General features: G+C 64.0%; 25 protein-coding genes. 13 read left to right on the forward strand and 12 right to left on the reverse strand.

Annotation, left to right across the window (positions count from 1 at the left end; all coding sequences use genetic code 11):
- Window positions 1-11: 11 nt before the first annotated feature.
- Window positions 12-1,187, reverse strand: a complete 1,176-nt coding sequence (locus LGQ10_RS03940) for an efflux RND transporter periplasmic adaptor subunit (protein ID WP_226524764.1) — start codon at window positions 1,185-1,187, stop codon at window positions 12-14.
- A 484-nt stretch (window positions 1,188-1,671) separates the two neighbouring features.
- Here LGQ10_RS03940 and LGQ10_RS31490 point away from each other — a divergent pair, with 484 nt between their 5' ends.
- Both LGQ10_RS31490 and LGQ10_RS03950 read left to right on the forward strand, forming a co-directional pair.
- The gene (locus tag LGQ10_RS31490) at window positions 1,672-1,872 is read left to right on the forward strand and encodes a transporter suffix domain-containing protein (protein WP_413247605.1); all 201 of its coding nucleotides are present in this window, start codon (window positions 1,672-1,674) and stop codon (window positions 1,870-1,872) included.
- Window positions 1,869-2,177, forward strand: coding sequence for a hypothetical protein (locus tag LGQ10_RS03950; RefSeq protein ID WP_226524766.1), 309 nt, complete (start codon window positions 1,869-1,871; stop codon window positions 2,175-2,177). The genes LGQ10_RS31490 and LGQ10_RS03950 overlap by 4 nt, the downstream gene beginning before the upstream one ends.
- Before the next feature lie 10 nt (window positions 2,178-2,187).
- Here LGQ10_RS03950 and LGQ10_RS03955 read toward each other — a convergent pair whose 3' ends face one another.
- Window positions 2,188-2,529, reverse strand: coding sequence for a hypothetical protein (locus LGQ10_RS03955; RefSeq protein WP_226524767.1), 342 nt, complete (start codon window positions 2,527-2,529; stop codon window positions 2,188-2,190).
- 249 nt (window positions 2,530-2,778) lie between these two features.
- Between LGQ10_RS03955 and LGQ10_RS03960 the strand changes: the two genes are divergently transcribed.
- On the forward strand, window positions 2,779-3,015 hold the full coding sequence (locus LGQ10_RS03960; RefSeq protein WP_058435946.1) for a hypothetical protein: 237 nt from the start codon (window positions 2,779-2,781) through the stop codon (window positions 3,013-3,015).
- Window positions 3,016-3,075: 60 nt separating this feature from the next.
- On the opposite strand, the gene LGQ10_RS03965 is transcribed toward LGQ10_RS03960, so the two are convergent.
- Both LGQ10_RS03965 and LGQ10_RS03970 read right to left on the reverse strand, forming a co-directional pair.
- Window positions 3,076-3,510, reverse strand: a complete 435-nt coding sequence (locus LGQ10_RS03965) for a nuclear transport factor 2 family protein (RefSeq protein ID WP_226524768.1) — start codon at window positions 3,508-3,510, stop codon at window positions 3,076-3,078.
- 74 nt (window positions 3,511-3,584) lie between these two features.
- Window positions 3,585-4,304 (reverse strand): SGNH/GDSL hydrolase family protein, encoded by a 720-nt coding sequence (locus LGQ10_RS03970; RefSeq protein WP_226524769.1) that lies wholly within the window; start codon window positions 4,302-4,304, stop codon window positions 3,585-3,587.
- A gap of 125 nt (window positions 4,305-4,429) precedes the next feature.
- Between LGQ10_RS03970 and LGQ10_RS03975 the strand changes: the two genes are divergently transcribed.
- Together LGQ10_RS03975 and LGQ10_RS03980 are read left to right on the forward strand one after the other, a co-directional pair.
- Entirely contained in the window at window positions 4,430-5,053 is a 624-nt protein-coding gene (locus LGQ10_RS03975; protein ID WP_058435949.1) for a TetR/AcrR family transcriptional regulator, read from the forward strand.
- Window positions 5,054-5,180: 127 nt separating this feature from the next.
- Entirely contained in the window at window positions 5,181-5,747 is a 567-nt protein-coding gene (locus LGQ10_RS03980; protein WP_226524770.1) for a transcriptional regulator, read from the forward strand.
- Between the two features lie 337 nt (window positions 5,748-6,084).
- On the opposite strand, the gene LGQ10_RS03985 is transcribed toward LGQ10_RS03980, so the two are convergent.
- Both LGQ10_RS03985 and LGQ10_RS03990 read right to left on the reverse strand, forming a co-directional pair.
- Window positions 6,085-7,389 (reverse strand): MFS transporter, encoded by a 1,305-nt coding sequence (locus LGQ10_RS03985; RefSeq protein WP_226524771.1) that lies wholly within the window; start codon window positions 7,387-7,389, stop codon window positions 6,085-6,087.
- A 43-nt stretch (window positions 7,390-7,432) separates the two neighbouring features.
- Window positions 7,433-8,608 carry a M20 aminoacylase family protein gene (locus LGQ10_RS03990; protein ID WP_226524772.1) on the reverse strand — a complete coding sequence of 392 codons (1,176 nt, stop codon included), beginning with the start codon at window positions 8,606-8,608 and terminating at the stop codon, window positions 7,433-7,435.
- Window positions 8,609-8,752: 144 nt separating this feature from the next.
- On the opposite strand from LGQ10_RS03990, the gene LGQ10_RS03995 reads away from it, so the two are divergent.
- The 3 genes from LGQ10_RS03995 (at window position 8,753) to LGQ10_RS04005 (ending at window position 12,288) form a co-directional block, all read left to right on the forward strand.
- A complete protein-coding gene (locus tag LGQ10_RS03995) occupies window positions 8,753-9,703 on the forward strand; it encodes a LysR family transcriptional regulator (RefSeq protein WP_226524773.1) in 951 nt (316 codons plus the stop codon).
- A 92-nt stretch (window positions 9,704-9,795) separates the two neighbouring features.
- Window positions 9,796-10,176 carry a RidA family protein gene (locus LGQ10_RS04000; RefSeq protein ID WP_058436617.1) on the forward strand — a complete coding sequence of 127 codons (381 nt, stop codon included), beginning with the start codon at window positions 9,796-9,798 and terminating at the stop codon, window positions 10,174-10,176.
- Window positions 10,177-10,287: 111 nt separating this feature from the next.
- On the forward strand, window positions 10,288-12,288 hold the full coding sequence (locus LGQ10_RS04005) for a peptidase U32 family protein (RefSeq protein ID WP_226524774.1): 2,001 nt from the start codon (window positions 10,288-10,290) through the stop codon (window positions 12,286-12,288).
- Between the two features lie 120 nt (window positions 12,289-12,408).
- Here the strand turns inward: LGQ10_RS04005 and LGQ10_RS04010 are convergent, their stop codons facing one another.
- Entirely contained in the window at window positions 12,409-12,945 is a 537-nt protein-coding gene (locus LGQ10_RS04010; RefSeq protein WP_058436615.1) for a hypothetical protein, read from the reverse strand.
- Window positions 12,946-12,982: 37 nt separating this feature from the next.
- Window positions 12,983-13,201: a PLDc N-terminal domain-containing protein gene (locus LGQ10_RS04015; protein ID WP_226524775.1), complete on the reverse strand. Its 219-nt coding sequence runs from the start codon at window positions 13,199-13,201 to the stop codon at window positions 12,983-12,985.
- A gap of 358 nt (window positions 13,202-13,559) precedes the next feature.
- Between LGQ10_RS04015 and LGQ10_RS04020 the strand changes: the two genes are divergently transcribed.
- Window positions 13,560-14,249, forward strand: coding sequence for a peptidoglycan DD-metalloendopeptidase family protein (locus tag LGQ10_RS04020; RefSeq protein WP_058436613.1), 690 nt, complete (start codon window positions 13,560-13,562; stop codon window positions 14,247-14,249).
- A gap of 55 nt (window positions 14,250-14,304) precedes the next feature.
- Here LGQ10_RS04020 and LGQ10_RS04025 read toward each other — a convergent pair whose 3' ends face one another.
- Window positions 14,305-15,498: an MFS transporter gene (locus LGQ10_RS04025; RefSeq protein ID WP_226524776.1), complete on the reverse strand. Its 1,194-nt coding sequence runs from the start codon at window positions 15,496-15,498 to the stop codon at window positions 14,305-14,307.
- A 327-nt stretch (window positions 15,499-15,825) separates the two neighbouring features.
- Here LGQ10_RS04025 and LGQ10_RS04030 point away from each other — a divergent pair, with 327 nt between their 5' ends.
- Window positions 15,826-16,329 (forward strand): hypothetical protein, encoded by a 504-nt coding sequence (locus LGQ10_RS04030; RefSeq protein WP_226524777.1) that lies wholly within the window; start codon window positions 15,826-15,828, stop codon window positions 16,327-16,329.
- On the opposite strand, the gene LGQ10_RS04035 is transcribed toward LGQ10_RS04030, so the two are convergent.
- Window positions 16,293-17,225, reverse strand: coding sequence for a helix-turn-helix domain-containing protein (locus tag LGQ10_RS04035; RefSeq protein ID WP_226524778.1), 933 nt, complete (start codon window positions 17,223-17,225; stop codon window positions 16,293-16,295). The genes LGQ10_RS04030 and LGQ10_RS04035 overlap by 37 nt on opposite strands.
- A gap of 163 nt (window positions 17,226-17,388) precedes the next feature.
- Between LGQ10_RS04035 and LGQ10_RS04040 the strand changes: the two genes are divergently transcribed.
- The 3 genes from LGQ10_RS04040 to LGQ10_RS04050 are packed head-to-tail and all read left to right on the forward strand — an operon-like array spanning window position 17,389 to window position 21,194.
- Window positions 17,389-18,747: a glutamine synthetase family protein gene (locus tag LGQ10_RS04040; RefSeq protein WP_058436610.1), complete on the forward strand. Its 1,359-nt coding sequence runs from the start codon at window positions 17,389-17,391 to the stop codon at window positions 18,745-18,747.
- Window positions 18,748-18,795: 48 nt separating this feature from the next.
- Window positions 18,796-19,884, forward strand: coding sequence for a polyamine ABC transporter substrate-binding protein (locus LGQ10_RS04045; protein ID WP_226524779.1), 1,089 nt, complete (start codon window positions 18,796-18,798; stop codon window positions 19,882-19,884).
- Window positions 19,881-21,194: an NAD(P)/FAD-dependent oxidoreductase gene (locus LGQ10_RS04050; protein WP_226524780.1), complete on the forward strand. Its 1,314-nt coding sequence runs from the start codon at window positions 19,881-19,883 to the stop codon at window positions 21,192-21,194. Before LGQ10_RS04045 ends, LGQ10_RS04050 begins: the two co-directional genes overlap by 4 nt.
- A gap of 44 nt (window positions 21,195-21,238) precedes the next feature.
- Here LGQ10_RS04050 and LGQ10_RS04055 read toward each other — a convergent pair whose 3' ends face one another.
- Together LGQ10_RS04055 and LGQ10_RS04060 are read right to left on the reverse strand one after the other, a co-directional pair.
- The gene (locus LGQ10_RS04055; RefSeq protein WP_226524781.1) at window positions 21,239-22,186 is read right to left on the reverse strand and encodes an alpha/beta fold hydrolase; all 948 of its coding nucleotides are present in this window, start codon (window positions 22,184-22,186) and stop codon (window positions 21,239-21,241) included.
- 255 nt (window positions 22,187-22,441) lie between these two features.
- Window positions 22,442-23,197 (reverse strand): TetR/AcrR family transcriptional regulator, encoded by a 756-nt coding sequence (locus LGQ10_RS04060; protein WP_226524782.1) that lies wholly within the window; start codon window positions 23,195-23,197, stop codon window positions 22,442-22,444.
- Window positions 23,198-23,411 lie beyond the last annotated feature (214 nt).

Here is a 23,411-nt window from a genome sequence, read left to right on the forward strand (position 1 = left end):
GGGTGCCCTCCTCACTTCGCCGTGATCGAAGCGGCGGCGCCCATCGGCACGTCGCTGGCATCCACCGGCGCGCCCGGGAAATAGATCTTCTGCAGGCCGCCAACGATGACCCGGTCATCCTTCGTGAGACCAGCCTGCACGATGCGCAGGCCGTCGGCGAAACCGCCGAGCGTGACGTCCTTGCGCAGCGCCTCGTTCTTCGCCCCCACCACATAGACGTACTTGCGGTCCTGATCGGTGAGGATGGCCTTGTCATCGATCAGCATGGCGCTGAACTCGGCGCTTCCTTGAAGCTGTACCCGGGCGTACAGGCCGGGAATCAACAGGCGCTGGGGGTTGGCCACCACCGCGCGCAAGACAATGGTGCCAGTGGCGGAGTCGATCTGGTTGTTGACGAAATCAACCACCCCTAGGTGGGGAAAACCGCTGTCGCTGGCCAAGCCGATGCGCACCGGGTTGGCCGCGTTGCTCCGCTGGCCGGCGCGGGCCAGGACCATGTAGCGCAGGTAGCTCTGCTCGTCCGGCTGGAAGTAGATGTAGAGCGGGTCCTGGGAAACCACGCTGGTCAACACGCTCTGGTCGGCCTGGACCAGGTTGCCAACCGTCAGCATGGCACGGCCGATCCGCCCGGCGATGGGCGCACGCACCTCGGTGAAACCCAGATCGAGCTGGGCAATGGCCAGTGCCGCTTCTGCTGCACGCACATCCGCAGCGCCCTGGGTCGAAGCGGCACGACGGGTATCGAACAGCTCGCGCGAAATCGCATTGACCGCAACCAGCACCTGCGCCCGCTGCTCTTGTACCCGTGCCAACTCTGCCGTCGCACGGGCACGGGCAAGCTGCGCCAGTGCATTGTCATAGGAGGCCTTGTACGGCCGCGGATCGATCCCGAAGAGCAGATCTCCGGGCTTGACCTCGTCACCTTCCTTGAATGCGATGCGCTCTATGTAGCCACTGACCCGCGCTCGCACCTCGACCGCATCGGTGGCGGCAACGCGTCCGCTGAATTCGTCCCACTGGCGCACCGGCTTGACCAGCACCTGGGCCGCGCTGACCTGGGCCGCCGTGGGGGCCACTGCTGGAACGCTGTCGTCGCCGCACGCCGTCAGCGCCGCTGCGATCGAGGCGATGACAACCAGGGAAGATCCCGGCCCCAATGAAGTCCAATATCGCTTTAGGTCAGGCACAACCATCTCCTTTGGCTGATTTCGGAGCACGCCTGACCCTGCGTCGGCATCAGTAGATGCAACGTTGCTGCAAGACACAGGCAGGAATCGAAATCGAAAGAGGGAATGAAAACAAGCGGCGCAGGACGCAACTCGCACAATTCAAACGCCGGACTGCTGGCTTCAGCAGGCCCGCCGTGGCTTTCGGCAGGTGCACGATGCCATTCGGATCTTGGGGAGGGTTACATCGATTCCACGAAAGCCGTGCCCGATCCTGCGAGCGGATGCAGGAGCGACCCTACTGCCTGGCTTGGCCACGGAGATGCCATGGACAGCAGGCTGCGTCGCTCCCGGGCGAGAGGGGCCAACCTGATTGAGAGGCGAGTCCGGGCATGGCGCGGGTTCGTCGCTGCCTGGCAAGAGGCTGGATATGAAAGAACCACGGGTTTGCGAAAAAAAACCTGGCTTTTCGCTGCTGGCGCTGGTGTTGCTTTAGTGGATCGCACTGCCTATCTTGCCGTTCCTCGAGATCCCCCATAAGACCCTGGTCATTCCGGCCCTGGCGCTGTTCGGGGAACTGCTGACCCTGGCGGTCATCGCCATCCTCGGCAAGGAACACCGGGAAAGATCAAGCACGGGGACCGGCGGTGGCTACACCGGCCGGGCAGCGACCACAACGACAACGGATGAGACGAGAACGTCATGAACCATGCCCCAGCCCTCGATGCCCGTGAGGTTTGCCAACGGTTGCGGGAAGCCGCCCTGGGCATCCACCGGCTACGCAAGATCGGCCAGCAGCGCATTGGCGAGCCGGTCAAGGTGGACATCGACGGTTGGCGCCTGGAACTGGAATTCGATGACGGCCGCTTGCTGCATTGCCAGAACTGCCGAGCCCCCGAAGGGCAGCGTTGGCAGCTGGACACCCGGCAACGCTTCGGCACCGATCCGGTCAGCCTGCTCAGCACCTGGGAACTGGCCCAGATCGAACACCTGCTGGGTATCGCAGGCTGACCTCAGCAGGCTAGAGGCATTCCTGGGCGGCCTGTTCGAATTTCGAGGGGGCAAAGCTCGACGCCAGCAAATGGCGCTCATACAGGAAGACCTTGCCGCCATGGGGCGCCTTGTAGGCCTCCAGCACATTGTTGGCCGCCACTTTGCTGGACACCACGATCCGGTAGCTGCGCTGGGTCTGGGAAACCGTCGGCGTCAGCGATTGATCGCGCAGCTTGGGCACCACGCAATCGGCGTATTCGGCGGGAGTCTTGCTTGTCTGCATGACCAGGCTCGGGTCGTTCGGCGCCGAGGCGCAGGCGCCCAGCAACAGGGAGGCAAGGGTCAAGGCAGCAACGGATGAAGCACGCATCGGTGAAATCCTGGAAAAAGGTCGGGTTCGTTGCGCAGCGGTTCGGCGTCACGGGCGCTGCCGCTGCGTTCATCAATGGACTCCAGATGCCGGGCTTGGGAGGGTGGCATCTGCGACGGCGGCGATTCTCGCTGGTCAGCGGGCAAAGCAGAATAGGCGTTTCTTGATTGTCACTATCACTTGAACCGATAGTTGCGCCACGTGCAGACTGCCTGGCAGCCCGACTACAACTAGAAAAGGAAATCTCTCGTGCGAACTTTTGACCTGATCCGTGATGCCGTCCTCCCCGAATTTCGTGAGCGTGTGGCCGACTACCTGATCGATTACGAAACCGCGCTGGGTGACAGCAGCACCGATCCCGAGGCTCGGCGCGCCGTTGCCTACCAGTTGCGCGGCTATCTGCGCGGGTTGAACACCACGCGGGTACTGGGCATGGCCGATTGGGAAGAGCTGGACCGGCGGGTGCTGTCCACCTGGCTGAGCTAGCCAAGGGCCGCCAGCGCAGCGGCGCAGGTTGCACACCGCTGCGTCATGGCCGGAGGCCGACTAGGCCTGGGCCTTGCTGGCGACCAGGTAGGCACCCAGGCGCCGGCCCATCTCCTCGCCCAGGGCCTGCAACCCGCTCAGGGGCCGCACCATCACCTCGAACTCGACGATCTTGCCCTGCTCATCGAAGCGGATCATGTCGATCCCCTTGATCTGCCGGTCGCCAACCCGCGCACTGAATTCCAGCACCACGTCCAAGCCATCGGCCGTGGCCAGTTGCCGGTGGTAGGCGAAGTCCTGGAAGACCTCCAGCACGGTGCCCAGGATGGTCGCCACCAGCGGCGCCCCGGGATAGGCCGCATGGGCCATGGGCGAGCGAAACACCACGGCGGCATCGAGCAAATCAGGCAGGCCTCCCAGGTCCTGCTGCGCGATCATGGCGTGCCAGCGTTGCAGGGAAACGTCGGCCTGGGGCTGCAGTTTCAATTCGGACATCGGACTCTCCTGTTCAGCATCAAGGGTACGGCTCAGGTGCCATCCGCCCCGGTCCACCGGGAATTGATGGCGTTTCAGGTGGCGGCCGGCGCGGCAAAGCGCTGACGCAGGCTATTGGCGGCCTGCTCGGCCCAGATCCGGTAGGCCGGCGCCCCGGGATGGAAGCCATCGGCGGCCAGCATCGCAGTGTCGAGCGCCATGGCGTCTGCCAGCAGGGTGACTTGGCAATGGTGGCGGCTCCATTGTTCCAGCAGATGATTGAAACGCCGGGCCCTGCTCCCCAGGTACCAGCGCAACGGCTGCGGTAAAGCGGTAAAGGCATGCAGCGGCGGCACGCAGGAAAGCAGGATCAGCCGCGCCTGGCATTGCTGTTGCAGCCGCTGGACCAGGCGTGCCAGGCATACCAACCAGTCGTCGGCAGAGATGGCGCCGATGACATCGTTGACCCCCACGCAGACCAGTACCGCGTCGAACCCTTGGCCCCCGCTGCCCTCGAGTCTGCGCAGCAGTTGCGGGGTATCCAGGCCTGTCTGGGCCAGCAGTTGCCAGGACAAGCGGAAGTCGGCGGCCAGGTTCGCCACCAATTGACCGGCGAGGGCATCACCCTGGCGCGCCACGCCCACTCCGGCGGCGGCCGAGTCACCGATGATCAACAAGCGCAGGGGTGGCCCCTCTCCGCAGGTTCCGGAACGTTCGCCGCACGGCTCCGGCAACCTGGGGGTGACCCGGCGCACATAGAGGCCCTGGGCCAGGAGCAGCGGCCCCAGGACAATCCTGGACAGGCTTTCGATCATGATCCATGAACCCGTTGGAGATCTTGAAACGCAGGCTACGGCGCAATCTTATCAGCGTCAAGATTCTTCGCCATGCTAAGATCCGCGCCGTTGCCATCCCTCCGTCCAGCCTTGTCGAGCCGTGCATGACCAAGCATTCCCCGCGTTCGCGCGATTCCTACCACGTGGGCAACCTGGCGCCGCAATTGCTGGACGCCGCTCGATCCATGCTCGAGGAAGTGGGGCCGACCCGGCTCTCGCTGCGCGCGGTTTCAGAGCGGGTAGGCGTCAGTTCCACGGCCGCCTACCATCACTACGCCAACCGTGCGCAGTTGATCGGCAGCCTGGCCGCCCAGGGTTTTCACGAGCTGGCGGCGGTGCTGGTGCTCAAGGATCGCGATAGCAGCGGCTTGCAGAGGTTGCGCAATGCCTGCCTGAGCTACTTCAGCTTTGCCCGGGGCAACCCGGCGTTGTACCAGTTGATGTTCGGACCCGAGTTCGCCAACGGCGACATGCCCCCCGAGCTCGGCGCCGCCCGCGAGCAGGCCTTCGGCGAACTGCGGCGGATCATCGCCGGGCTGCTCGGGCAGGATGTGCAGAGTGCCGAGGTCCGCCGGGCCGCCCTGGCCGGCTGGTCCTACACCCATGGCCTGGCATCCCTGGTCATCCATGGCGTATTGGATTTCCCCCAGGGCACCACCGACGAGCGGTTCGTCGACAGTACCCTGCAGGGTCTGCAGCAGTTGCTCCAGGCCGGCAATCGCGGCTGAACCCCAGCGATCGGCGCGCACATCCCTCCCGAATCGGTCTTTTCCCGACCGAATCGGTCATTTCCGTTGAAGCCAGCGGCTATTTCTGCACAATGCGTGCAATTGAAAACTGACTCGAGGTCCACCGATGCTCTTGACCCCTCAAGACGAACGACTCATCAAGGCGCTGGCCCAGGCCATCGTCGACCGTCCGCGGGCTACCCTCAAGGAACTGGCGGAACTCGCCGGAGTGAGCAAGGCCACCCTGCATCGCTTCTGCGGCACTCGCGACAAGCTGCTGCAGGTGATGGAAGACCACGGCGAAAGCGTGCTCAACCGCATCATCGACAGCACCGACCTGCAACACGCGGAGCCTGTTGCGGCCTTGCGTTCGCTGATCAGCGAACACCTGACCCACCGCGAGATGCTGGTGTTCCTGTTGTTCCAGTACCGCCCGGACACCATGCTCAACGACGGCGAGGACGAACGCTGGCAGTCCTATACCGACGCGCTGGATGCCTTTTTCCTGCGTGGCCAGCAACTGGGGGTATTTCGTATCGACATCACCGCCCAAGTGTTCACCGAGCTGTTCCTGACCCTGATCTTCGGCATCGTCGATGCCGAGCGCCGTGGCCGCGCCGCCAGCGCCAACTCGGCCAACGTGGTGGAACAGATGTTCCTGCACGGCGCCATCGCCGCTACCAAGCCTGCCTGACAGGCTGCCCGCCACCTCGCTGCCAGCCAGGCAGAAAAAAGCCCCGCACCCCAGAGCTAGGGGTGGCGGGGCAAAAATGGCTGGTTGCGGCCAACCAAAGGAGCAGCACTGGCACCTCCATCCGCGGCCTGCCCCGCACCAGCGAGCCCAGGGCACTTCGTGCGGCTCAAGCCTGGGGAAAGGGACTGCCCCTTCCCTGCACATGGATTGCCAATGAAACGCCCGGAGCGTTTCCGGGTGCGGGCAAGATACTTTTCGCTCAAAACTGAGTCAATAATGATTCATTTGAGCTAACAAAGTTTTACATTTTGCTCTTACTGCCCCCGTCGCCGGCCTTTCAATCCAGATCTCGACCCGCGGTTTCCGGGGCCAGTTTCAGTCCCCAAAGCGACAACACGATGGCACCGAACATGTACCAGGCCGGGGCGTTCGGGCTACCCGTGAGGCTGACCAGGCCGGTAGCGAAGAGCTGGGTGAAGCCGCCAAACAGCGCCACTCCAATGCAATAGCAGATAGACATGCCACTGGCGCGGATCTGTGCCGGGAACAGTTCCGGCAACAGCGCCATGTTGGGAACGATGGTGTAGGTCAGCGGAATGCTGAGCAACGTCACGATCAGGAGCAGGACGCCAATGTGCGGATGCAGGTTGATCAGCAGGAACGCCGGGTAGATCGCCACCAGGAGGATCGGCAAGGGCCAGAAGATCGACTTGCGCCGACCGATGCGATCGCTCAGGCGCCCGGCATGGGATGACAGCAACAAGGGTGGCAGGCACGCGAAGATGGCGGCCCAGGTCGCGATGCCCAGGGGCATCTGCAACACGCTGATGGCATGGTTCGCCAGGTAGAACTGGATGGTGTAGATCGGCACGGTGGCGCCGATCACCAGCAGAACACCCGCGGCCAGTTGCCGGGGATGGCGCGCCAACTGCTTGAGCGAGCTGGCGGCCGTGTCGCCCTGGCGCTCGAGGTGGCGCTGCGCCGGGGGTTCCGGCAGCCGGTGGCGGATGTATTCGCTGACCGGGATGGCCAGGATGCCAATGGCGAACACCAGCCTCCAGCCCCAACTGTCCATGGCCTCGGCGCTGAGCAGGTTGCTCAGGCTCATCACCAGCACGCCACCGAAGACGACCCCCAGGCTCTGGCTGAAGGTCTGCCAGCTGCAGTAGTAACCCCGCGAATGCTTGTCGGCATATTCCATCAGCAAGGTGGTGGAACTGCCGATCTGCCCGCCCACGGCGAAGCCCTGGATCAGTCGCGCGACGATGATCATGGCCGGTCCGAACAGGCCGGCCTGGGCATAGGTCGGTGCCACGGTGAACAGCAGCGAACCCGTGGCCATCAGCCACAGGGTCAGGCGCAGCGCGGCCTTGCGCCCCACGCGGTCGGCATACAGTCCAATGACCAGACCGCCTAGCGGGCGCATGACGAAACCAGTGCCGAACACCGCCAGCGACAGCATCAGCGGGATCATCGAGTGATCGCCAAAGGGAAAGAACAGCCGTGCCATCAAGGTCGCCAGCATGCTGTAGACCAGGAAATCGTAGAACTCCAGCGCGTTGCCCAGGCAGATCGCGGCAATCGCCCGGTGGTGTTTCGCCTGGGGCAAGACCTGAGAGGCTTCGGTTAAGGGGGTGATCATTGTTTTTGTTGTTGTCATCGACGGTTCCTCTGGGGTGTTCGATTCAGGCCAGGAAACGCTGCACCAGGCGAACCCAGAAACTGGCTCCCAGGGGCAAGGCCTGATCGTTGAAGTCATATCCGGGGTTGTGCACTTCGCAACTGCCGGCCCCCTCGCCATTGCCGATCAGCAAGTAGCAACCAGGCACCCGCTCCAGCCAGAAGGCGAAGTCGTCGCTGGCGCAGATAGGCCGCATGCCCTGCACCAGGCCTTCCTCGCCCAGCCAGTCGCGAATCACCTGGGCAGCCAGTTCGCTGGCGCCCCGGTCGTTGACCAGCACGGGATAACCTTCACCGAAGATCACCTCGGCGCGGGCGCCGAAACTGCTGGCATGCAGCTCGGCCAGGTCCTTGATTCGCTGCCTGAGCATGTGCCGGACTTGCGGCTGCAAGGCCCTGACACTCAAGCGCAGCTCCGCCTGCTGGGGAATCACGTTGGCCGCATCGCCTGCCAGGAAGGCGCCGACGGTAACGATGGCCGTCTCGCCGGGCGCCATATTGCGCGACACCAGGCTCTGCAGGGCCATGACCAGCGAGGCGCCGATCACCACCGGGTCCACGCTCTTGTCCGGCATGGCGCCGTGGCCACCGGTACCGTGAATCCGGATCAGCACGTTGTCGGTGCTGGCCATGCAGGGGCCGGCCAGCACCCCGAATTTGCCCAGGGGCATGCCCGGCGAGTTGTGCAGCGCGAAGATGGCGTCGCAGGGAAATCGCTCGAACACCCGTTCCTCCAGCATGCGCTTGGCTCCGGAGCCGCCATGGCCCTCCTCGGCAGGCTGGAAGAACAGTTGCAGGGTGCCGTGCCAGGAACGGTTGCGGGCCAGTTCCCAGGCTGCGGCCAGGAGCATCGCGATATGCCCGTCGTGCCCGCAGGCGTGCATCTTGCCGGGGGTGCGGCTGCGCCAGGGGCGGTCACTTTGCTCCTGTATCGGCAAGGCATCGAGTTCGGCGCGCAGTCCCAGTCGCGGCCCCGGGCCGTTGCACAGGGTAGCCACCACGGCGGTGCCCGCCATGGTCGGGTGAATCTCGTACCCCCACTCGCGCAGATGGTGGGCCACCTGCTCGCGAGTGAAGAACTCTTCATAACCCAACTCCGGTCGGGCATGGATCGTCCGGCGCAGCTCGACCATGGCCGGAGCGATTTCGGCGATGCCGGGGGAAATCCAGGTTTCATTCATGCTGGGGGTGTCCTGATCGTCAAGAAAAGCCTGTAACGGCGATTGGACCGGGCGTGGTCCTGTCGCTAACCTAGCGCCGGAAAAAGCCGGGCATAAGCCGCAAAAACGTTGTCATGACAACCGTTGGTGTTCAGGGGAGCCACCGTGAAACTACATCAGCTGCAAGCCTTGATGGCCGTCGCCGACGGCGGCGGAATTCGTGCCGCCGCACGCATCCTTGGGCTATCCCAGGCCGCGGTGACCCGGGCATTGCGCGAGCTCGAGGAAGAACAGGGCCTGGCCCTGCTGGTGCGCCATGCCGGCGGCGCCAGGCTGACCCCGGCGGGCAAGATCCTGCTGCCCTACGCCACCCAGATCGCCAGCCAGTTGCAGCGGGCCCAGCGCGAACTGGCGCAACTGCGGGGGCAAACCCCGGCGCGGCTGTGCGTGGGGGTTACGCCCTGGCTGGGCCAGACGCTCCTTGCCGCGACAGTGCGCGCGTTCCGCCAGGCGCTGCCCTCGGTCCAGCTGGAAATCTATGAAGGCCTGCAGGCTGTCAGCCTGCCGTTGCTGCGCAGCGGGCTGATGCACCTGGCCCTGGGGCCGGCCACTACCCTGCCAGCCCAGGAATTCATCCACCTGCCCCTGGCCCGCTACCGCATGAAGGTCCTGGCGTCCCACGAACATCCGCGACGCCAGGCGCGCTCCCTGGGTGAGTTGCTGGAGGATGACTGGGTGATGAATTTCGGCCACTCAGGCTACGCCCCGGTGGTCCATGAGCTGTTCGAGCGCCACGGTTTCAGCATCGCCGCCGAGCGCATCATCGGCGCCCAGTCCAGCGCCATGCTCAGCAGCCTGATCGTCGATGCCGGCCTGCTGGGTTACTCGCCGGAACCGATGCTGCTGTGTGCTCCATTGCGTGACCGGACCCAGGCCCTGGACCTGGTCGAGCCACTGGCGGACGCCGAAGTGAGCGTGATCCACCTGCGCGACCAGGCCCTGGATACCGCAGCATTGTGTTTTATCCAGTGCCTGCAAGACAGCTTGAAGGCCTGTGGGCGCTCGCGCAGTGCCGAACACCGGCAATTGGCCGCGATGCTCGAGCTGCGCTTCTGAACCCGACTGGTAAATGCCGGCAGTGATGGCATGATGCGAAGCCCGCGGGCCTCGCCCCTGCGCCGTTTTTCCCGAAGACAAGAGAAGCCCACATGGCAAACCACGATATTTCCTTCCTGCCCGACCCGGACACCGATTCGATCTCCTCCGATGTCGCCGGTTTCGGCGGCCTGCTGGTCTCCACCCAGATCCCTACCCACGCCGACGGCAGCCTGGAGCTGGGGGATATCACCCGGCAAAGCGAGTGCACCCTGCAAGCCCTGAAAGTCGCGCTGGAGCGTGCCGGCAGCTCCATGGACCGGGTCCTGCACCTGACCATCTACCTCACCGACATGGCTGATCGCGCGGCGTTCAACGAGGTCTACCAGCGCTTTTTCGCCAAGCCCTGGCCGGTACGTGCCGCCGTCGGCGTGGCGGCACTGGCCGTCCCCGGCATGCGTGTCGAAGTCACGGCCATGGCCGCCAAGGCCTGATTCGCCAAGGCTCCGTCCGGTACGGAGCCGCCACCGGGCAGCACACGGGTGCCGGGCAAGCGTTTCACCGCTACAATGCGCGCCTTGACCCTGATAAGCCTGACTAAAAAAATGTCCTTGCCCAAACATCACCTCGAACTGCTCAGCCCTGCCCGCGATGTCGGCATTGCCCGCGAAGCCATCCTGCATGGCGCCGATGCGGTATACATCGGCGGCCCGAGCTTCGGCGCCCGCCACAACGCCAGCAACGAGGTGAGCGATATCGCCCAGCTGGTGGAGTTCGCCCGTCGCTATCACGCCCGGGTATTCACTACGCTCAACACCATCCTCCACGACAACGAACTGGAACCGGCACGCAAGCTGATCCACCAGTTGTACGACGCTGGCGTCGACGCGCTGATCGTCCAGGACCTGGGGGTGATGGAACTGGACATTCCGCCCATCGAATTGCACGCCAGCACCCAGACCGATATCCGCACCCTGGGCCGGGCCCGGTTCCTCGACCAGGCCGGGTTTTCCCAGCTGGTGCTGGCCCGCGAGCTGAACCTCAAGGAAATCAGCGCCATCGCCGCCGAGACCGACGCGGCCATCGAGTTCTTCATCCATGGCGCCCTGTGCGTGGCCTTCTCCGGCCAGTGCAACATTTCCCACGCCCAGACCGGCCGCAGTGCCAACCGCGGCGACTGCTCCCAGGCCTGCCGCCTGCCCTACACCCTCAAGGACGAGCACGGTGGCGTGATCGCCTACGAGAAGCACCTGCTGTCGATGAAGGACAACAACCAGAGCGCCAACATCCGCGCCCTGGTCGAGGCCGGCGTGCGCTCGTTCAAGATCGAGGGGCGCTACAAGGACATGGCCTATGTGAAGAACATCACGGCCTACTACCGCCAGCGCCTGGACGATGTGCTGGAAGACCGCCCGGACCTGGCCCGTGCCTCCAGCGGCCGCACCGCGCACTTCTTCGTGCCCGACCCGGACAAGACCTTCCACCGCGGCAGCACCGACTACTTCGTCAGCGACCGCAAGATCGACATCGGTGCCTTCGATTCGCCGACGTTCACCGGCCTGCCAGTGGGCGTGGTGGAAAAGGTCGGCAAGCGCGACCTGCAAGTGGTGACCTTCGAGCCGCTGTCCAACGGTGACGGCCTCAACCTGCTGGTCAAGCGCGAAGTGGTGGGCTTTCGCGCCAACATCGCCGAAGCCCGTGGCGAGTTCGAGGAAGACGGTGAAAAACGCTATCGCTATCGCGTCGAGCCCAACGAGATGCCCGACGGCCTGGACCGCCTGCGACCCAACCATCCGCTGAGCCGCAACCTGGATCACAACTGGCAGCAAGCCCTGACCCGTACCTCCGCCGAACGACGCATCGGCCTGGCCTGGAAGGCCCAATTGCGTGAAGAACGCCTGGAGCTGACCGCCACCAGCGAGGAAGGCATCAGTACCCGTGTTGTCCTGGACGGTCCCTTCGGCGTGGCCAACAAGCCGGAACAAGCCCTGGAACAGCTGCACGACCTGCTGGGCCAGCTGGGCACTACCCATTACCACGCCACCGACATCAAGCTGGACGCCCCCCAGGCGTACTTCATCCCCAATTCCCAGCTCAAGGCCCTGCGCCGGGAGGCCATCGAGGCCCTGGATGCCGCGCGCATCGCTGCCCACCCACGTGGCTCGCGCAAGGCCGAGAGCTCTCCGCCACCGGTCTACCCCGAGTCGCACCTGTCGTTCCTGGCCAACGTCTACAACCAGAAGGCCCGGGACTTCTATCACCGTCACGGGGTGCAACTGATCGACGCGGCGTTCGAGGCCCACGAAGAACACGGCGACGTGCCGGTGATGATCACCAAGCACTGCCTGCGTTTCTCCTTCAACCTGTGCCCCAAGCAGGCCAAGGGCGTGACCGGCGTGCGCACCAAGGTGGCACCGATGCAGCTGGTGCACGGTGACGAAGTGCTGACCCTGAAGTTCGACTGCAAGCCGTGCGAAATGCACGTGGTGGGCAAGATCAAGGGCCATATCCTCGACCTGCCGCTGCCAGGCAGCGCCGCCGAGGCCGTGGTCGGCCACATCAGCCCCGAAGACCTGCTCAAGACCATTCATCGCGCACCGCATTGAACCACGACTGAGCGCGGTACCCCAGTACCGCGCTCACTTGCCCGGGCTCATGCACGCGTTGACCACCGGCGCCTGCCAAGCCCCTTGCTGATCGCCCCGGCGCCCGGTCCGTGACGCCGTTCACGACCCGGGGTTGGTCACCTGGATGTATACCGCCCAGCTTCCCAGCAGCAGCCAGAACACCGCGAACAGCCAGGGCGAACGCATGGAAAACAGCAACGACTTGCGATAGCCCTTGTGACTGGATTCGCTTTCGCAGAATAGCGGCGACTCGTCATAGGCCAGGCCCATCAGCGGTTCGCTGTGCAGCAGGTGGCTCTGCTTGAAGTGCCAGTGATCGATGATCTCGTAGGCGGCCTTGATCCCCGGCCAGGCATTGAGGGAACTGAGGATGCCCAGCAAGGCCAGGAATGGCGGGACGGACAGGGTAAACAGCTTGCCCCACTCCGGATTGAGATTGGCCATGCAGGACGCGAAGGCGATCACCAGAAACGCCTGGGCCGTCAGGTAGGCGTCGGTGCGGTTAGCCAGGATGGTGGTTTCGTACTGGATTTCCCTGCGGTAGAAATCCAGCCGTTCCTTGGGCGAGCCGAACATCTTGGCGCTGTGCTCGGTCAGGTCGGCCTCACCCACATGGGATGTCAGAATTCTCGGCATGTCGTGATCAATCGCTCAGTTGGTTTACCCCTCGCCTTCACTGTCTGCCCCGTTCGGCCGGCGTCTGGCGGTTCAGCGCCTTGGGTCCGACCATCAGCCACAGCAACAGCCCCAGCAGCGGCACGAAGATGATCACCACGATCCACAAGCCCTTGTTTTCAGCCCGCGCCCCGCTGCGAAGCAGGCTCCGGATGGCCCAAATCTCGGCCAGCAGCACAATCACCGCGGCTACGATCCACACATATTCAAATTGCATAAAGTTCCTCCCGCTCTGTACTGCCTTAGTTCGGGTACGGCGGCGAGGGTTCATTAAGTTTGCCCTGCCAGGAGCGGCATCGCGCTGCCCCCGGTGATGGCGAAAGGATGATGTCCAGGGCGATGGACAGCAGAATGTTGGCAGTGCAGACCCGGCCCCCAGATCCTGCCTTGTATCCCCGCCCTGGCGGGTCGATTCCAGGCCTGCCCGACAGAACCGGGATTTTTTTTGCGACCAGCTGTTCAAAGGTACCGAAGATGGTCTATTGCCCACCTGTTTGTCGGCAAACAGGTATAGTTGCCGGCCTTAACGGCCTGGCTTTCGCCTTCCGGCCCAGACAAGACATAGTGGACGTCGCGTGTTCGCAAGATTGATTTTCCTCGCATTGCTCCTGACCCTGTCAGCCTGCAGCTCAAACCCCTCCTCCGGCCCCCTCAAGGCCGGTGAGTATCGGGTCAAGCGCGGCGACACCCTGTATTCAATCGCCAGCCGCAACGGCACCAGCTGGAAGGAAGTGGCGCGGCTCAACGGCCTCAAGGCGCCCTACACCGTGGAGGTGGGCCAGGTCCTGCGGGTCAATGGCTCCACGCGGACCAAGACCACGAGCGCCAGGAAAACCACCACCACGGCTCGCCGGAGCCAGCCAGCGGTGGCCGTGCCAGCCGCCCCCAAGGTCACCTTGAAGGGCTGGAGCTGGCCACTGCGCGGGGTGCTGATCGGACGCTTCTCGCCTACCGGCAAGCTGAACCAGGGCATTCGCATCGCTACTTCCCAAGGCCAGCCGATCCACGCCAGCCTCGGCGGCAAGGTGGCCTTTGCCGGCTATATGCGCGGCTACGGCAACCTGATGATCCTCCAGCATGGCCCGTCCTACACCAGCACCTATGCCTACAACAGCAAGCTGGTGGTCAAGGAAGGCCAGATGGTAATCAAGGGCCAGAAGATTGCCGAGGCCGGCTCCCAGGATGCCGACCGCACCCAGTTGTACTTCGAGATCCGCGCCAACGGCGTGCCGGTGGACCCGCTGCGGTTGCTGCCACCGGGTTGAGGGGGCCACCCTCGACACCCTGCTGGCCGGGGGTGTTCAGGCGCCCCACCGCACCTCATGCGGCCCGAGGCGCCAGCGAAGCCCTGACCTGCGCTGGCAACAGCGTCAACAAGGCCAGTAGCGCCGTCAGCGCACCGATCCACAGCGGCGCCTTCAACCCATGACCGGCCTGGATCGCCAGGCCCCCGGCCCAGGCGATGAAGGCCAGGCCGGCATTGATCACCGACACATGCACGCTATTGACCAGCGGCCCCGGATTGGCAGTACGCATCACTCGCACGATCAGCGCCGGGCTCATGGGAACGCCCACCAGGCCAATGACCAGAAATGCCACGACGCTGAACAGGGCCTGTTCGGCGCAGAGCGCAAAGACCAGCAGGGTCAGGCCCAGTACCGATAACCCCGCCCCCAGCACGGCGAAGGTAAAACGATCGGCGAACCGTCCCACCAGAGTGTTGCCAACAAGGTTCATCACGCCGTACAGCCCCAGCAGGATTGGCAGCAGCGAGCCGGGCACCCCGGAAACCTCGGTGAGGATCGCCGTGATATAGGTGAATGCTGCGTAGGCTGCAGCAATCACCAGGCCACTGCTGGCGTAGGCAGCCCATAACTTGCCGCTGCCCAGGGCCCTGAATTGCTGGCCCAGTCCGACGCTGCTCGGCTGCGGTGAGGACGGTACCAGCATGGCCACGATCACCAGGCACAAGGCCGTCAACGCCACGACTATCCAGAAGCTTGCCCGCCACCCCAGTTGCGCGTCGACCAGGGTAGCGGCCGGAACCCCGAGCACGGTGGCCAGCATCATCCCGCTGAGCACGACGGAGGTAGCCCGGCCCCTGACCTGCTCCACGACCCTCTCGCCACAGATCGCCAGCGCCCCGCCAATGCACGCGGAGCCCGCCACGCCGGTGATGACCCTGGCCACCGCCATGGTCCCGTAGTCACCGGCACCCGCGGCAAGCACGCCACCAATCAAATACAGCGCCAGCTGCCAGAGCAGTGCCTGCCGGCTGGGCACCTTTAGCCAGAGAAACAAGGCCGTCAGCAACGGCCCCCCCAGCACCATGCCCAGCGCATACAGGGCAATCAAGTAGCCGATCTGTGCGGTGCTCACGTCAAACACCGCCGCCAGGGACGGCATCATGCCGGCCACCATGAACTCGGAAGTGGTGAGGACGAAGATGGTCAGGGCCAGCCAGTAGACCGCCGCGGGCATGGATGCCGGACTGCCGTCCGTGGGCTCATGCATGGCGCCAGTCCGCCTTGATGAGGATTGTCAGACCGAGTGACGCCTTCCAATGGTCGAGCATGATGAGACTCCGGCATAAAAATACATTCAATTGAATTATTGAATGAATACTCCATGCTAGGTTTGCCCAGATGTCCGGGTCAAGTCCCCCCTTGAGCGCCTCAGGTGCAGGCCACTTACCGGCCCTGGGCGTATTTGATGAGACCAGCGTTACCGCCGCCAGCCTGGCGCAAGACCTCGGCGGCTCAAGGATCGGTTGACTGGGATCGAACAGGCATTTCTAATGCGTCGCCCCACGCAAGTGCCCATTCCAACGACAGGTGCAGGATGCACGATCCACTCAATTGCGCAGTTCACTGCGACTCGCTGCACCCACTGCCAGCTACTCCCCGGCTTCATCACGCGCCCCGCTCGCTTGCCCCCCTCGTCAAGGGCGCGCTATTGACCCTGGCCACGTTCGGGCTCTTTGGCTGCGTGGGCGCCTGGGTGGACATGCCTGAGGAACAGGTATCGAAGACAGCAGCCCACCAGCAATTGATCGAAAGCGCGAGGACGCCGGTCATCACGCGCACAGAGAAGAGCTCGCCCGAACGACAATGGTGTGGCGCCACGCTCCTGGTGGTGATCCTGCCAATTCCGCTGAAGCTGCCGGTGTGCGAGTCCTACAGCAATGCCATCGCCTACGGCAACGACATCAACGGCACTGAGGTTCCCTTGCAGCGCTCGAGCCGCAAGATCAGCTCGGACTTCCATGCCTGCGGGCCCTTCATGTTCCTGGGCCCCCTCATGCACGGCTACCAGGGCAACGCGCTCTGCGGAACATTCCGGTAGTCGCGCTTGAGGGTCTGGCTCGGCAACTCCTGGAACAGCGCGCGATAGCTGCTGGAAAACCGCCCCAGGTGCCAGAACGACCAGTGCATCGCCACCTCGGCCACCGTGGTGTCTGCCGGGCTGCGGCTGAGCAGTTCACGGTGGGCGCTGTTGAGTCGGCGCAGGCGCAGCCAGTGGCTGGGGGCCATGCCGGTGAACGCCTTGAAGGCGCTCTGCAACTGGCGCAGGGACACCCCGGCGACCTGGGACAATTCCAGCAGGTTGAGGGTTTCCTCGGGGACATCGGCAGCCCATTGCGCCACCCGCTGCATGATCGCCCGCTCCTCGGCTCGCCGCTGCAGGCCGCCTGAATCCAGGCGCGCGCAGGCGTTGTCGAGGATGTACAGGCAATCGTCCAGCAACTGCTGGGTCAGCACTTCGCGACTGGGCGGGTCGAGGGTCTGTGACAGGCGGGTCAGGGTGCCACTGAGCCAGCGACAGAACAGCGCGTTCTGCTGGCAGGTCAGGGGCGCCATGAACAGGCCATCGAGGCGTTCGACGCCAAGCCCTTGGCCCTGGACGAACTCGGGACCGAACACCACCGCCACTTCCTGGTAGTTCTCGGGGGTGATCCAGATGTTGCGACTTTCGCCATTGAGCACGTACAGCGCGTTGTCGCTGCGATCGAAGCAGAACGCCAGGCTGCCTTGGGGGGCGTTGAAGTTCTGTTCGACCCGAGTGTTCATGCACTCTTCATAGATCTCCACGCCCTGCAGGTCCAGATAGCGCACCAGGCCATTGAAATGCCCGGGGGACATCTGCCGGTACTGCTGAACCCAACCTGGCGTGGCACGGACCTGGTCAAGCACATCGAAGGTCTTGAAAGCCTGGACCTGAAGCGGAGTGGACATCGTCATGGGAAGACCCTGCGCACTCTTTTGGTGCGCTTTGCTTCTGCTTAAAGTGGATAGATGGAACCACAAGGGTTGCCCAAGATAGTCGCCAATGCGCCGCAGGGGAAGCCTTGCCGGGATACTCCCGCTCACCTCGGAGCAGACAAAACCAATAATCGAGGTCTTTATGAACGCCCCATTCGATCAGCTTTCCTCATGGCTGAAAGAGCACAAGATTACCGAAGTAGAGTGCGTGGTCAGCGACCTGACCGGCATTGCCCGCGGCAAGATCGCACCTACCAACAAGTTCCTGCATGAGCGAGGCATGCGCCTGCCGGAAAGTGTCCTGTTGCAAACGGTAACCGGGGATTTCGTCGACGACGATCTCTACTACGAACTGCTGGACCCGGCGGATATCGACATGCTCTGCCGCCCAGACCCGTCGTCGATCTACCTCGTGCCCTGGGCTCTCGAGCCCACGGCCATCGTCATCCACGACACCTTCGACAAATTCGGCAACCCCATCGAACTGTCGCCACGCAATGTGCTGAAAAAAGTCCTGCAGCTCTACACCGACAAGGGCTGGCAACCGATCGTGGCACCGGAGATGGAGTTCTACCTGACGCGCCGCTGCGAAGACCCGGACCTGCCGCTGCAAGCGCCCCTGGGACGCTCGGGCCGAGCCGAGAGCGGCCGGCAATCGTTCTCCATCGACGCCGCCAACGAATTCGACCCGCTGTTCGAGGATGTCTACGACTGGTGCGAAGCCCAGGGCCTGGACCTCGACACCCTGATCCACGAAGACGGCCCTGCGCAGATGGAGATCAACTTCCGCCACGGCGATGCCCTGGACCTGGCGGACCAGATCACTGTGTTCAAGCGCACGATGCGCGAGGCCGCGCTCAAGCACAACGTCACCGCCACCTTCATGGCCAAGCCGATTACCGATGAACCCGGCAGTGCCATGCACCTGCACCAGAGCGTGGTCGACATCGCCACCGGCAAGCCGGTGTTCACCAACGACGACGGCAGCCTGAGCGAACTGTTCCTGCACCACATCGGCGGCTTGCAGAAGTACATCCCCAAGGTGCTGCCGATGCTCGCCCCCAACGTCAATTCGTTCCGCCGCTTCCTACCGGATACCTCGGCCCCGGTGAACGTCGAATGGGGCGTGGAAAACCGCACCGCCGGCCTGCGAGTGCCAACCTCGAGCCCGGATGCCACGCGCGTGGAGAATCGCCTGCCCGGTGCCGATGCCAACCCCTACCTGGCGATTGCCGCGAGCTTGCTGTGCGGCTATCTGGGCATGGTCGAGGGCATTGCCCCCAGCGCGGCAGTGGAAGGCCGCGCCTATGAACGGCGCAACCTGCGCCTGCCGATCACCATCGAGGATGCCCTGGCGCACATGGAAGAGTGCCCGACCATCGAACAGTACCTGGGACGCAAGTTCGTCCGCGGTTATGTCGCGGTCAAGCGTGCCGAAAACGAGAACTTCAAGCGGGTGATCAGCTCCTGGGAGCGCGAGTTCCTGCTGCTCAGCGTCTGACCCCGGCAATTTGGCTAACAACAAAAACATCCCACAGAGGTGTCGAACATGCGTCTATTCAAAGCAGTGATCCCGGTCGCCCTGGCGGCCCTGTGCAGTACCGCCGTCCAGGCCGAGTCCAGCGTCAGCGTGTACAACTGGAGCGACTACATAGGCAAGACGACCCTGGCCGACTTCCAGGCCCAGACCGGGATCAGGGTGATCTATGACGTCTTCGACTCCAACGAGACCCTGGAAGGCAAGCTGCTGGCCGGACGTACCGGCTACGACGTGGTGGTGCCTTCCAACCACTTCCTCACCCGCCAGGTGAAGGCCGGGGCCTTCCTCAAGCTGGACCGGGCGCAACTGCCCAACTGGAAGAACCTGGACCCCAGGCTGATGACCCTGTTGCAGCAGAACGATCCCGGCAACCAGTTCTCGGTGCCCTACCTGTGGGGCACCAACGGCATCGGCTACAACGTCGACAAGGTCAAGCAGGTGCTGGGCATCGATCGCATCGACTCCTGGGCCGTGCTGTTCGAACCGCAAAACCTGAAGAAGCTGCAGCAGTGCGGGGTCTCGCTGATGGACTCGCCCGATGAAGTCATGCCGGCAATGCTCAATTACCTGGGCCTGGACCCCAACAGCGAGTCGGCGGCCGACTACCAGAAGGCCGAAGCCAAGCTGCTCAGCCTGCGCCCCTACATCACCTACTTTCATTCCTCCAAGTACATCTCGGACCTGGCCAACGGCAATATCTGCGTAGCGTTCGCCTATTCCGGCGATGCCCTGCAGGCGGCCAACCGGGCCAGGGAAGCCAAGAATGGCGTGAACATCGCGTACGCCATCCCCAAGGAAGGCAGCAACCTGTGGTTCGACCTGATGGCCATCCCCGCGGATACCACCAATCCCCAGCAGGCCCATGCCTTCATCAACTACCTGCTGGACCCGCAAGTGATCGCCCAGGTCAGCGCCCAGGTCGGTTATGCCAACCCGGTCCCGACCTCCAAGCAGTACATGGACGCCAAGCTGGTGAGCGACCCGCAGATCTACCCTCCCCAGGAAGTGCTGGACAAGCTGTACATCTCCAACACCCCCTCTCCCGCCATGATGCGCCTCATGACACGCTCCTGGAGCAAGGTGAAGTCCAGCAAATGAACCGGTCAACATTCTCCGGCCATGCCAACGAGCATGCCCGCTCCTACTACGCCGCCTCGGTCGGCGCCCTGCCCGGCTACCCGGTCCTGAACGGCGACCTGCAAGCCGATGTCTGTGTGGTCGGCGGTGGTTTCACCGGGGTCAACACCGCCATCGAACTGGCCCAGCGCGGCCTGTCGGTGATCCTTCTGGAAGCCCGGCGCATAGGCTGGGGTGCCAGCGGGCGCAACGGTGGGCAACTGATCCGCGGTATCGGTCATGACGTCAGCGGTTTTGCCCGCCATGTCGGTCAGGAGGGGGTCCGGTACCTGGAGCGCGCCGGCATCGAGTCGGTGGAGTTGGTGGGCCAGCGCATCGCCGAGCATGGCATCGACTGCGACCTGCGCTGGGGCTTCTGCGAATTGGCCAACACCCCGGCCCAGTTCAGCGCATTCCAGGGCGAACAGGAGCACCTGGCGAGCCTGGGGTATCGCCACCCTACTCGCCTGGTAGGCCCCGCGGACATGCAGCAGGTGGTGGCCTCGCGGGTCTATGCCGGCGGGCTGGTGGACATGGGCAGCGCACACCTGCACCCGCTCAAGCTGGTGACAGGCGAGGCCCGGGTCGCCACGGCCCTGGGTGTACGCATCTTCGAGCTCAGCCCGGTGCTGGAGCTGGGCCACGGCGACAGCGTGACGCTACGCTGCGCTGCCGGCACGGTACGCGCCGGGCGCCTGGTGCTGGCCTGCAACGCCCACCTCGACGAGCTGGAACCCCGCCTGAGCGGCAAGGTCCTGCCGGCCGGCAGCTATATCATCGCCACTGAACCACTGCCCGAAGCCCTGGCCAGGCAACTGATCCCGGAGAACCTGGCACTGTGCGACCAGAAAGTCGGCCTGGACTACTACCGGCTGACCCCCGAGCGCCGGTTGCTGTTCGGGGGAGCGTGTCACTACTCGGGCCGCGACCCGGCGGATATCGCCGGCTACATGCGTCCGAAGATGCTCAAGGTGTTCCCGCAACTGCGGGAAATCGGCATCGACTTCCAGTGGGGTGGCAAGATCGGCATCACTGCCAACCGCTTTCCCCAGGTCGGACGCCTGCGCCAGTTCCCCAACGTGTACTACGCCCAGGGCTACTCAGGCCACGGGCTGAACGTGACCCATTGGACGGCGCGGCTCCTGGCCGAGGCGATCCACGCCGGACACAGCCAGGGCATGGATGTCTTCAGCGCCGTACCGCACATGACTTTCCCTGGTGGACCAGCCCTGCGCGCACCCCTGCTGGCCCTGGGCATGCTCTGGCATCGGGTACGGGAGGTACTGGGCTGACGCTCGACGCGGACCTGGCGGTATCCAGGGCAGATCGCTTTGGTTCAGGCAAATCGCCGTTGCAGGAAGTCCAGCAGCAGCCGGTTGACCCGCTCCGGGCATTCGCTCTGGATCCAGTGCCCGCAGTCCTCCAGCACATGCTGTTCCAGGTCGGCCACGCGATCGGGCATGCGCTTGAGGGTATGGGCCTCCAGCACGCCAACCGGGTCGCGGTCGCCCAGCAGGAACAAGGTGGGCTGGACCACCCGCGCCTCGGCAAGGAACTCGGTGCGTTGCCAGCTGCGCTCGAAGTTGCGGTACCAGTTCAGTGCACCGCGAAAGCCACGGCCGGCGAAGGTCTGTCGGTAAGCCTGGAAGTCCTCCTGCGAACACCAGGCGGGCAAGCGGTCGGGGATGGTCACGTCATCGAACAAGCGGGCATTGGCCGGCTTGGGCTGCAGCAAGGTCTCGATGTTGCCCATGAACAGCCGCAAGCTGGCGTCGATATCAGCGTCCAGTTCGGCTTCGGCCACCCCCGGCTGCTGGAAATACAGGATGTAGTTGAAGTGCCCGCCATGCACCTGGCGCATGATTTCGCTGGCCGGGCGCTTGGGTCGCCCGGCAAAGGGCACCGACAGGGTCACCAGCGCCGCCACCCGCTGCGGTTCCAGCAGCGCCAAGTGCCAGGCCACCGGTGCACCCCAGTCGTGGCCGACCATGCACACTCGCTGATGGCCGAAGACATCCATGGCCTGCTGGATATCGGCGCACAGGGTCAGCAGGTCATAGTCCTGTATCGCCTCCGGAGCCGAACTGCGGCCATAACCCCGCATCTCCGGGACGAAAACCTGCAGACCCGCAGCCACCAAGGCCGCGACCTGGTGCCGCCAGGAATGCCAGCATTCGGGAAAACCGTGGAGCAACCAGACGGGCCGCCCCTGCTCAGGGCCAGCCACCCGGACACTGAGTTCGATGCCGTTGACGGCCAGAATGTGTTGCTGGAAGGAAGTCATCGCAAAGGCTCCTGGCAAGTGCCCGGAAAACCTAGCAGATGCCCCGCGCCGTGCTGAGCATCATCGATCAGCCGAATGATCCAGGTACCGAATCTGCGCGGCGAGGAGAATGACTGGAGGGCTGGCGCTTCGTGTAGCCGCTGGCGCAGCTGCGCATGGGCGCGCAGCGGCCGCAAGAAGAGGGTTCGCCGAGCGCGGGCGTGAAGGCCCTGCGGGGCCTTGTCGCAGCCTCGCTGGCTCTACAGGCCGTGGTGGTCAGCTGGCGACCAGCCCGGCCAGGGACTGGCTTTGCTGGCGGATCAGGCGCTGGGTGGTCAGGACCTTGTCCAGTGCCTGCTCGGAGTCCGGGTCCTGCATCGGGGCACGAATGGCCGCCGATACCAGGCTGATCAGCTTGGCCATGACCTCGGCATCGGTGGCCGGGCGGCCCAGGCTCATGGCCTGCATCAGCAAGCGCAACTCGGTGCCAGCCATGACCCCGGAAATCGCCTTGAGGGCGAATTGCAGGCGCACCCCCAGCTCATTGCGTGGCAGATCCGGCAGGGCCAGGGCGAAGGCCTTGAAAAAACGTTCGAACACCGGCTGGTAGTGCTCCTTGAGGTATTCCTGGATGAACGGCGATGTGTCGCTGTACACCCTGCCGAGGAATCGAACGAACGAGCGGCCTTCCAGTCCGCCATTTTCGTCGCTGCGCTCCAGGCCCATGGCCGGGGCGAACAGCACCCCCAGCAGGGTCTCGCAGTCCAGCGGGCCGTCAGCCTGCTCCTCGCACTTGGCCAGCAGCTCCAGGCGCTGGTCGTTGAGCGGTCCGAGGCGCTGCATCAGCAGCGTCTTCATCAGCGAATCCTTGTCGCCGAAGTGATAGTTCACCGCCGCCAGGTTGACCTTGGCCCGTTCGGTGATCTGGCGCAGCAACACGGCGTCGTAGCCGTACTTGGTGAACAATGCCTCGGTCGCTTCCAGCAGTCGGGTCTTGGTGACATTGGGGGCACTGAGTTTTTTGGCGACCATGGAGGACTAACCTTTACTGGATGAAAAACTGACCGTTCGAACAGTGTTTTAAAAAAAAATTTGATTTTTTATACCTGCCAAAATCCCTAAAAGCAAGCGCCCAAGGGACTCTCCGCGCGCTCGAAGGCCGTTTTGTGACCAGCGGGTTCCTGGCCCGAACCTGTCAAAAAAAGCCCTCGATTACCCGTTCCAGACGGCTGGCGCAGGCGGATGA

Source organism: Pseudomonas sp. L5B5, assembly GCF_020520285.1.
In the GTDB taxonomy this organism is placed as follows: domain Bacteria; phylum Pseudomonadota; class Gammaproteobacteria; order Pseudomonadales; family Pseudomonadaceae; genus Aquipseudomonas.

Coding starts and splice junctions, on each gene's coding strand:
- LGQ10_RS03950 (WP_226524766.1), top strand. CDS start 1,869: ATGAACCATGCCCCAGCCCTCGATGCCCGTGAGGTTTGCCAACGGTTG.
- LGQ10_RS03955 (WP_226524767.1), bottom strand. CDS start 2,529: ATGCGTGCTTCATCCGTTGCTGCCTTGACCCTTGCCTCCCTGTTGCTG.
- LGQ10_RS03965 (WP_226524768.1), bottom strand. CDS start 3,510: ATGTCCGAATTGAAACTGCAGCCCCAGGCCGACGTTTCCCTGCAACGC.
- LGQ10_RS03970 (WP_226524769.1), bottom strand. CDS start 4,304: ATGATCGAAAGCCTGTCCAGGATTGTCCTGGGGCCGCTGCTCCTGGCC.
- LGQ10_RS03975 (WP_058435949.1), top strand. CDS start 4,430: ATGACCAAGCATTCCCCGCGTTCGCGCGATTCCTACCACGTGGGCAAC.
- LGQ10_RS03980 (WP_226524770.1), top strand. CDS start 5,181: ATGCTCTTGACCCCTCAAGACGAACGACTCATCAAGGCGCTGGCCCAG.
- LGQ10_RS03985 (WP_226524771.1), bottom strand. CDS start 7,389: ATGATCACCCCCTTAACCGAAGCCTCTCAGGTCTTGCCCCAGGCGAAA.
- LGQ10_RS03990 (WP_226524772.1), bottom strand. CDS start 8,608: ATGAATGAAACCTGGATTTCCCCCGGCATCGCCGAAATCGCTCCGGCC.
- LGQ10_RS04000 (WP_058436617.1), top strand. CDS start 9,796: ATGGCAAACCACGATATTTCCTTCCTGCCCGACCCGGACACCGATTCG.
- LGQ10_RS04005 (WP_226524774.1), top strand. CDS start 10,288: ATGTCCTTGCCCAAACATCACCTCGAACTGCTCAGCCCTGCCCGCGAT.
- LGQ10_RS04010 (WP_058436615.1), bottom strand. CDS start 12,945: ATGCCGAGAATTCTGACATCCCATGTGGGTGAGGCCGACCTGACCGAG.
- LGQ10_RS04015 (WP_226524775.1), bottom strand. CDS start 13,201: ATGCAATTTGAATATGTGTGGATCGTAGCCGCGGTGATTGTGCTGCTG.
- LGQ10_RS04025 (WP_226524776.1), bottom strand. CDS start 15,498: ATGCATGAGCCCACGGACGGCAGTCCGGCATCCATGCCCGCGGCGGTC.
- LGQ10_RS04030 (WP_226524777.1), top strand. CDS start 15,826: ATGCACGATCCACTCAATTGCGCAGTTCACTGCGACTCGCTGCACCCA.
- LGQ10_RS04035 (WP_226524778.1), bottom strand. CDS start 17,225: ATGACGATGTCCACTCCGCTTCAGGTCCAGGCTTTCAAGACCTTCGAT.
- LGQ10_RS04040 (WP_058436610.1), top strand. CDS start 17,389: ATGAACGCCCCATTCGATCAGCTTTCCTCATGGCTGAAAGAGCACAAG.
- LGQ10_RS04045 (WP_226524779.1), top strand. CDS start 18,796: ATGCGTCTATTCAAAGCAGTGATCCCGGTCGCCCTGGCGGCCCTGTGC.
- LGQ10_RS04050 (WP_226524780.1), top strand. CDS start 19,881: ATGAACCGGTCAACATTCTCCGGCCATGCCAACGAGCATGCCCGCTCC.
- LGQ10_RS04055 (WP_226524781.1), bottom strand. CDS start 22,186: ATGACTTCCTTCCAGCAACACATTCTGGCCGTCAACGGCATCGAACTC.
- LGQ10_RS04060 (WP_226524782.1), bottom strand. CDS start 23,197: ATGGTCGCCAAAAAACTCAGTGCCCCCAATGTCACCAAGACCCGACTG.